The 8,187-nt window shown below is 57.3% G+C and carries 8 protein-coding genes; 7 read left to right on the forward strand and 1 reads right to left on the reverse strand.

Translation table 11 applies throughout. The features are described from left to right. The 4 genes from tnpC (AXW67_RS02660) to AXW67_RS02675 all read left to right on the forward strand — a co-directional run. Positions 1 to 642 (forward strand): IS66 family transposase (gene tnpC / locus AXW67_RS02660; protein ID WP_145927375.1); only part of this gene is annotated, 642 nt, incomplete at its 5' end. Beyond that, positions 639 to 878 (forward strand): hypothetical protein, encoded by a 240-nt coding sequence (locus AXW67_RS02665; RefSeq protein ID WP_063676397.1) that lies wholly within the window; start codon positions 639 to 641, stop codon positions 876 to 878. The genes tnpC (AXW67_RS02660) and AXW67_RS02665, both read left to right, overlap by 4 nt. A gap of 522 nt (positions 879 to 1,400) precedes the next feature. After that, on the forward strand, positions 1,401 to 2,048 hold the full coding sequence (locus AXW67_RS41525) for a RolB family protein (RefSeq protein ID WP_136623866.1): 648 nt from the start codon (positions 1,401 to 1,403) through the stop codon (positions 2,046 to 2,048). 1,070 nt (positions 2,049 to 3,118) lie between these two features. After that, on the forward strand, positions 3,119 to 3,790 hold the full coding sequence (locus AXW67_RS02675) for a RolB family protein (RefSeq protein ID WP_063702296.1): 672 nt from the start codon (positions 3,119 to 3,121) through the stop codon (positions 3,788 to 3,790). A gap of 540 nt (positions 3,791 to 4,330) precedes the next feature. On the opposite strand, the gene AXW67_RS02680 is transcribed toward AXW67_RS02675, so the two are convergent. Beyond that, positions 4,331 to 4,921, reverse strand: a complete 591-nt coding sequence (locus AXW67_RS02680; protein ID WP_063676400.1) for a RolB family protein — start codon at positions 4,919 to 4,921, stop codon at positions 4,331 to 4,333. Positions 4,922 to 5,908: 987 nt separating this feature from the next. On the opposite strand from AXW67_RS02680, the gene tnpA reads away from it, so the two are divergent. The 3 genes from tnpA to tnpC (AXW67_RS02695) form a co-directional block, all read left to right on the forward strand. Continuing rightward, positions 5,909 to 6,343 carry an IS66-like element accessory protein TnpA gene (gene tnpA / locus AXW67_RS02685; protein WP_063676401.1) on the forward strand — a complete coding sequence of 145 codons (435 nt, stop codon included), beginning with the start codon at positions 5,909 to 5,911 and terminating at the stop codon, positions 6,341 to 6,343. Next, positions 6,340 to 6,693 (forward strand): IS66 family insertion sequence element accessory protein TnpB, encoded by a 354-nt coding sequence (gene tnpB / locus AXW67_RS02690; RefSeq protein WP_063676402.1) that lies wholly within the window; start codon positions 6,340 to 6,342, stop codon positions 6,691 to 6,693. The genes tnpA and tnpB overlap by 4 nt, the downstream gene beginning before the upstream one ends. Before the next feature lie 50 nt (positions 6,694 to 6,743). After that, on the forward strand, positions 6,744 to 8,187 hold a 1,444-nt coding region (gene tnpC / locus AXW67_RS02695; RefSeq protein WP_063676403.1), incomplete at its 3' end, for an IS66 family transposase.

An 8,187-nucleotide genomic window follows, 5' to 3' on the forward strand; every position in this document is an offset into this window, starting at 1 on the left:
CGCCAGCCCGGACCGATCCGGGAAGCTGCCTGCTGGTCGCATGGAAGGCGCCCGTTCTTTGCCATGGCCGACATCGAAGAGAATGCCCGGCGCAAGGGCGCCGGAAAAAAGGAAATCCCGCTCTCTCCGATCGCGATCGAGGTCGTGCGGCGGATCGATGCGCTGTTCGAGATCGAACGCTCCATCAACGGCAAGAGCACCGAGGAGCGCCTTCAGGTGCGACAGACGCTGAGCCGGCCTCTGGTCGGGGACCTTCAGGTCTACATGCGCGAGCAACTCGCCAAACTGTCTCGCGGCCATGACCTGGCCAAGGCGTTCAACTACATCCTGAAGCGTTGGGCGAGCTTCACGCTGTTCCTGGAAGATGGACGCGTGTGTCTCTCCAACAATGCCGCCGAACGGGGCTTGCGAGGAATCGCTCTTGGCCGGAAGTCCTGGCTGTTCTGCGGATCTGATCGCGGTGGACGGCGCGCCGCGGCCATGTACAGCCTGATCGTCACAGCAAAAATGAACGGCGTCGACCCGCAAGCTTGGCTGGCCGACGTCCTTGCTCGCATCGCCGCCCACCCAGCTCATCGGCTGGACGAGCTTCTGCCCTGGAATTGGACCCCGGCATCAACGTTCTCCGCTCGAGCGGCATGACCACGCACGTCAACAAAGTCCATCACGTCACCACCATCACCCAGGTCGCCAAGGACCTTGGTGAAGACGAAGATTGGCTCCGCGACATCTCGATTGAAGTGGAGATCGAGGACGGGGTCATCTGGGTCAATGGCGTCGGAGAAGATGGCGTCAAGGCATTCACCGACTTCGGAATCGAGAACCTGATCGAGCTTATCAGGTTCTACAAGGAAAACCCCGGACTGCTGAAGCGGTGATCCTGTGGCCTACGCCGAATGGATACCATAATTCATGCACGGATGACAAAGAAAGTCGTCGTCTGATTCTACAGCTACAGCCGCGCGTCGTGCGCTAGTCATGCGCCTTGGGAGGGCAGCAGGGCATCATTAAGACAATCATTACATTTGGCTACGCTGCGTAGCTAGATCGCTTTCCAGTGTGCCTTCGTCGGTTGCGATTTGGCCCCCTATAGGACCGACGTTGAAATGCAACGAGAGCCGTGTAACGAGAGCCATGTGAAGTCTTGTCAGGGTTTAATTGGCGCTGAAAGGGAAGCGCCGTAAGAAACGTGTACAGATCAGCGCAGTCGGGTGGCTTTTGAGGAAACGCAAAGTGTTCGTCTCTTAGCGCGATGATGGTGACAACTGAGGGATGTCATCCGTTGCCCTATTTAGCCCCCACATCTTGTTCCGCGTTCACTCAAAGCTTCCTAGAAGATCCTTCACGGTCATCTTCCATCTTCTCCATTCTGTCATTCCGTTTCCCTTTGTGATCGTACGATGACTGACCTCCCCCGAGCTTTTGAGCGGCCGCACTACATTGGTGTAAACTTCTCTCAGAGGACCCTTCCATCTACGCTAACAGCAAGGTTAGCCAACGCGATTAATCAGTATCGTGGTTTCCTTGAATCGCTGCTGGCCCGGCAGCAGCGCTGGGTTGTCTCTGTGAGGGGCGCTTGGTTATTTGCTCTCGAAAATGGGGAGATCTCTTACGATCACTTGCTAGAGTTCTCCCGCTTTCCATGCATGAATGATCCAAGGAGCGGCATCTTAGAACAAATAACCCGGAACCCAGATGGAACGCCCGCTGTTCTGTATGTTTACACTACAAATGATGCCGCACGCGCGTGTCTTTGCGCGGGAAGCTTAGAATTTATTCCGCAGAACATGCGCTTTAGAGGTGCGGATGGTCGACAAAGACTGGTGGCGGTGGACATCCGGCCGGATAGCGGGGATTTCTCTATTGAAACAATAGTGGAAAAATACCGGTCAGCTGGATGTACTCAAATTCAGAATGAGCAGATCGAACGCTGCCTTGTTATCGCCCGCACCGATTGGTTCAGTTACGATGCGCAGAAGGGCTTGTTCGACCGTGCTGGCTTTGACACATTTGATGTGTTGGCCATCACGCAGGTGATCACCTGCTGACCGCTTGAGTTGTGCGCTGGCTGACGCGGGTGCCGTCCGGAGAGTGGTTGGAATTCGCCGTGGCGCGATCTGGAGGACCACCCGGGAATGCTCGGCGCCACCAGCATGCGGGCAGTGTCCGCTTAGGGGGAGCCGCGCTGGGGCACTCGCCCCGCGAATGCTAGACCGGTCTACTACATTGCGAGAACTCTTTGCCGATTCCAAACGGGCGTTCAGGCGGCAAACTTCGACGCCGTGCCGAAAGATTCCACTGTTGCGACTTCGACGGCCGGCATGGGTCCTCCGCGTCGAGACCAAAGAGGCCTGGCCCGGGATGCGCGCCGCGCAGCAACTCGCAGCAGGGGAGCGCACCACGTAGAGTCTCAAGCGGGCCGAAGTGCAGCGCGTGACGCAGCGCCAGCGACAGACCCTGAAATGAGTTGGGCCCGTGCGGCGATATCGACTTGCTGACCACACAGAGCGGCGACGCTCTTTATGAGCGGGCTTAAGCCCCCGGCGCACAGTCCGCGCCGGATGTAGCCGCGGTCGAAGGCGCATTCGAACTGCGCCGTATCCGGCGGGCAGACGATTGAGATCGCCCACGACGACCGCGCGATCCGATGGTCCTTCGCCGGTATTAGACCACAGAAATGACGCGGATTCGATAGAGAGAGCGGCCTCGCCGAGTTGCCCTCTAGGACACGTCACTTTCGCGTTTCAATCCCGACAAGCACCTGTTCCGAAACGCATGAGTTGTCTCTTGAGATTGCGATTGGCCGCCGAAGCGTCGTGCGGCAGCAATGTGCCATATGAGGCGCGTTGTCTGGATCGGGCGCCATCCTGTCTGGCATTAGCGGCGCATTGTGATCGACAGTGACGATCCTTTAAGCGTTTTGAGGGGGCAGTTAGATTACCACTGCGTCCAAGAGGCAGACTCTTTGCCGTTTCGCAAAAGCCAACTTACCGTGCTGATAGGGAACTGAGGCCGACGCCTACGACGAGACCCCAGCCTGGTTTCGCTTATTTAAGCCTCAGCACTCAGCTCCCCCACAGCACTTCATTTCCAGCGGATTCTTCTGCGATATGTCATCATGCCTCTCGTCGCGTTTCGCCGTCCAATTTTTGGAACTCTGGATCTCATCTCCGCAACCGACGGAGATACATTGAAATGTCATCTAGCAACACAGCTAGTTAGATATGAAGAGTTCATGAATGACGTCCTGCTTCCCGCGCAACGCGGTTGGCTTGAGCTTGCGCAGGCTTGCGGGCTCGAAGCCGACTCCGCCGCACAACTTGCGACCCATCCGTGCACGGATCATTCAAACAGCAGCAATCGGTTCGAGCAGATCGAAACCACGGTGACTTCAACTGGTCGGTGGACGGTGCGCCAGTTACTTTACATCTACGTTCCGAAAGAGGTCGGGCAAGCATGTCAGAAAGGGCAAAGCCTTGATCCCATTCCGATTTACATGCGGGTGTTGGATCACGACGGTCGCCGCAAGATGCTAGCAGTGGACATCCCACCGTATGCGGCGAATACCTCTGTAGAGGAGGTAGTGAAAACGTATCGCTCAGCTGAGTGCCTTTCGGTCGAAGCCAAAGATATTGCTTGTTGCCTCGTTATCGCCAAATCCGATTGGACCCGATATGACCAGCAGAAAGGAGTGTTTATACGCGATGAGCTTGGATCGTTTGATGTGGTAGCAATTGCGCCAGTGCTACTTCCCAGCACTCTGCCCGAGGTTGCGAGCGATGACGACTAGGGCGCGGCGCTGGTCATTGAAGTGTTTGTTTCGGGTGTGTGTTATGTGTTCGCTTTCATTTAATGTGTCTCATTTGTTTGTAATGTGTCCGACGCGGAGTCGCGTCTGTTCTCGTGGCATTTTCTTACATTCAATAAAGAGCTCCGCTTTAGTTTAAGTACGTGTAAGCGAGCGTAATCGCAACTTAATGAGACCTATCTTTCAAGCAAAATAGTTCTGATAACCTTGAAGCAACTGGGCGCGGGGCTTACCCGCGCAGTGTGCGCATGGGAGTCTCTGCGCCCAGGCGCGCGATGTTTTCATGATGTTATTGACAGAGGCTCCGAACGAAGGGAAATCAGTAGCACTACTATTTTAGCGCGAAGTCTACGAAAAATTATTCTCTCGATCACGTTGAGGCAATTAGAAAACACAACAACGACTATAATGAAGATAACATAAGGATGTCATCGAGGAGGCGGACAACCCGCACCCCCATGAGAACAACCGACGACAAACACGAAATACCCATGACAGATCAAGCTCGGCCCCAGCAATCTTCTAAGTAAACATCACCGGCACATCAGCGATTATGTCATATGGAATACGGCAGCGACGATAGACGTCTCCATTAGCAGTCATCAGGTTCGTCTGGGGAATGACGAGGCAACGCTTGATATCGTCAGTGTTCACCCGATCGCATCCAAGTTGTCGGTAAATTGCCACTATGGCTCGCTTGGATGCTGCAAGGACATTCGGCGGAATCCCCACTGCAACGACTTGTCTCTCACCGTCCCCAGAGCACATGTAATCTGGAATGGGCTGCAGCGACTGCTGTTCCAAACAACTATTTGCAGCTTCTTCCGGCAGATAGACGTACAGCACGCGGGTCTCAATCTGCTCTAGGACATCACCCTGCGCCGGATCATTCATGCAGGGATATGACTCGAACTCACTTAGTACAGCACCGGCAACGCTACATCCTTGATCGCGCGCCATGTTAACCCATGTGCGCTGAGCCGGCTGCAGGGTTTCGATGATGAACCTATGATAACGCTCCAGTTGACCCCAAGTGTAAGTCAAGACATGCGGCCCCATATTGTACTTTTTGAAACCAAAGATGGGACGCTCAAAGAGGGGAAGATCAGCCATGGGGGGAATGGCGGTAGGTGGAGTAACGGCGATGCGTGAGATGGAATTTGGCTTTGCGCTGTGAGTGATCAAGAGAAACGATAGGGTTTAAATAGAGCAGATGCTGGGCTTGTTCGCTGAGAGCCACCGACGCGCTTTATTGGAGTTGAACTTAACAATTCGCGAGCGGTGCCGAATGTTGGCCTTTGCAGACCCCAAGACGTTGCGTCCTGCTGGACTGCTAGAAAATGATAGGCCAATGAAATAACCGTAGACGAACGGCCGTACACAGTCGTTTTGAATCGAAAGGTCATTTTCCAATCACATCGGCTCGCCTCTTGCAGGGGCTTATTCGTAAAACTTATCTAATCAACGTTCAGCGACGTCACATCTCCGATTGAGGGCCGTGTTAACCCGAAAGCGCTGCGACGCTAGCAAGATCTGGCGCTGGTAATCATCGTAACGACGCACTTGGGTCGTGATATGATTCATCACGAGTGACCCGAGAGCCCGATGAAACAAAGCCGGGGCGCTCAAAGCGGGGGAGATCAGCCATCGCAGTAAACGACAGAAATCTTTGATCCGTGGAAGTTGCTTGGCTGTGGCAAGTGATCAACAAATTGAGACGTCGAGCTCATATAGTTGGTCTTTCCTTACGTCAGTCCATGTGCAAAATCGTCGTAACATTTCGGCGCAACGGCGATCTTTCGAAGACATAAGGCGATCGTGCTGAACAAGGACGATGGAAATCGACGGAAATAATAGCTCTTCCATTGCCGACCCCCTTGAACATCCAATCGTCACGAACTGCCCTTGGTATTGTCCATTGGACGACAATGACCTGCGAAGCCTAGAAGCGCGGCTCTATCCTGCTTGAACAGCCACACTCCGATAGCTTTTCAAGCACGTATTTTCGTTCAATGGTAACCGGCGTGAGGCCCCCACCTAGGTATCCCTTGGCTAACGCGCGATACAGCCTGGCATGAGCGGATCGGTGGAGATGGAACGATGGCAAATGCCATGCTTGATGCCAGGCAGGAAGGTGATTCCTATCGTCGTGTCGAGGTGATCACTGGGGAACGTCGCCGGCGACGATGGACGGGCGAGGAGAAGGCCCGGATCGTGGCGGAGAGCTTTGAGGAAGGTGTGAACATCTCCGAGGTAGCGCGGCGCAATGGCGTTGCCCGCGGGCTGCTCACGGTGTGGCGACGCCAGGTTGCGGCGGTGGCTGGTCCGGCGAGCTTTGTGCCAATCCAAATTGGGGCCGAGAACAGCGGCACAGCCGACGAGCCTATTTCGTCGGCACAGGAGATCAGCGCGTTGTCGACCAAGGCCTGCGGGGTGATCGAGATCGAGCTGAACGGGGCGCGCATCCGGATCGCGCCGGGTGTGGAACTAGCGACGTTGTCGACGGTGCTGTCGGCGCTTCGGGGCATCCGGTGATTGCGCTACGGTCAGACCTCAAGGTGGTGCTGGCGGCCCAGCCGGTCGACTTTCGCAAGTCGGTGCACACGCTGTCGGCGCTGGTGAGCGAAGCACTGCGCGCGAACCCGTATTGCGGCGACGTCTTCGTGTTCCGCAGCAAGCGCATGGACAGAGTGAAGCTTCTGGCGTGGGACGGCAGCGGCATGGTGCTGGTAACGAAGTGGCTGCACCAAGGGCGTTTCACCTGGCCGCCGATCCGCAACGGTGTGGTGCACCTGAGTGCGACGCAGCTTGCGATGCTGCTCGATGGGCTTGAGTGGACGCGTGTCTCACCCAAGCCTGTGAAGCAGCCGGCCATTGCCGGCTGAGGAGTGAGGATTTTGCTGGAGCAAGCGGCGCGCGCCTGTATCGTCTGATCATGGCGATTCGCCCCGACGCTCTCCCGACCGATCCGGCGGTTCTGACCGAGATGGTACTCGCGCTTGACGCCGAGAACGAGAAGCTGCGCGTGGCGATGCAGACACTCAGGGAGATGATTTTCGGGAAGCGTTCGGAGAAGCTTGCGGTGCTCGTGGACGAGCAACTGGCGCTCGAGCTGGATGATCTTCAAACCGACGCCACACGGCCTGCGCCGGCCAACGACGATGCGCCTGCGGCGAAGTCGCCGGACAGGCCACGCAAGAGAGCGCGCCGCAACATCGGTGCGCTGCCCAAGCACCTGCCGCGTTGTGAGCAGGTGCTGGAGCCGGAGGCGACCGCTTGCCCGTGCTGCCAGGGCCAGCTTCACAAGATTGGCGAGGACGTCAGCGAGGTGCTGGACGTGATCCCGGCGATGCTGCAGGTGCTGCGGACGGTCCGTCCCAAGTACGCCTGCCGCAGCTGTACCGATGGCGTAGTCCAGGCGAAGGTACTGCCGCGCCTGATTGAGAGCGGCATGGCCTCGACGGCACTGGTGAGCCATGTGGTGGTCTCGAAGTTCGCCTGGTATCTGCCGCTGTACCGGCAGGTGCAGATCCTGGCCGGCCAAGGCATCCAGCTTGACCGTGCGACACTCGCCGGCTGGATCAAGCGTGCCGCCTGGTGGCTCAAGAGCCTCTATGAGCTGCAGCTGCAGATGATCCAGGCTGCACCGCGCGTGTTCTGCGACGAGACGCCGATGCCGGTGCTCGATCCCGGGCGACATCGCACCCGCATCTGCCAGTTCTGGGCGCATGCCATGGATGACCGGCCATGGGGCGGGCCCTCGCCGCCGGCGGTTGCCTACGTGTTCGCCAACGGCCGCGGCACGGAAGAGATCGCCAGACAATTGATGGGCTTTTCCGGCATTCTGCAGGTCGACGGTTATGCCGCCTACAAAGCGCTCGCCCGCGATCATGGCGGCGCAATCCAGCTCGCCTTTTGTCTCGCCCACGCCCGACGCAAATTCGTGGAGGTCTATAAGACGACGCAGTCGCCGTTCGCGCGCGAGGTGATCGAACGCTTGCAGGCGGTCTATGCCATCGAAGCGGAGATCCGCGGCAGCAGCGCCGAGCAGCGGCTGGCCGCCCGCCGCACCAGGTCCGCTCCGTTGATGGAGGCGCTCAGGGCGCGGCTGACCGCCATGGCCAGCCAGCTCTTCTCCCAGTCGAAGCTGACGGAGGCCATCAACTACGCGCTCAATCACTGGGACGGGTTGACGCTGTTTCTCCGCGACGGCCGTGTCGAGGTGGACAGCAACACAGTCGAGCGTTCCATGCGCCCGATTGCGATGGGAAGACGCAACTCATTGTTCAGCGGCAGCGAGGGCGGCGCCGAGAGCTGGGCGATCCTGGCTTCGCTCGTGAACACGGCAAAACTCCATGAACTCGACCCGCAGGCCTACC

Source organism: Bradyrhizobium neotropicale, from assembly GCF_001641695.1.
GTDB classification, from domain to species: Bacteria; Pseudomonadota; Alphaproteobacteria; order Rhizobiales; family Xanthobacteraceae; genus Bradyrhizobium; species Bradyrhizobium neotropicale.

What these genes read in the sequence shown, in the direction of transcription:
- AXW67_RS41525 (WP_136623866.1), top strand. Translation starts at nt 1,401, where the DNA reads ATGACTGACCTCCCCCGAGCTTTTGAGCGGCCGCACTACATTGGTGTA.
- AXW67_RS02675 (WP_063702296.1), top strand. Translation starts at nt 3,119, where the DNA reads ATGCCTCTCGTCGCGTTTCGCCGTCCAATTTTTGGAACTCTGGATCTC.
- AXW67_RS02665 (WP_063676397.1), top strand. Translation starts at nt 639, where the DNA reads ATGACCACGCACGTCAACAAAGTCCATCACGTCACCACCATCACCCAG.
- AXW67_RS02680 (WP_063676400.1), bottom strand. Translation starts at nt 4,921, where the DNA reads ATGGCTGATCTTCCCCTCTTTGAGCGTCCCATCTTTGGTTTCAAAAAG.
- tnpA (WP_063676401.1), top strand. Translation starts at nt 5,909, where the DNA reads ATGGCAAATGCCATGCTTGATGCCAGGCAGGAAGGTGATTCCTATCGT.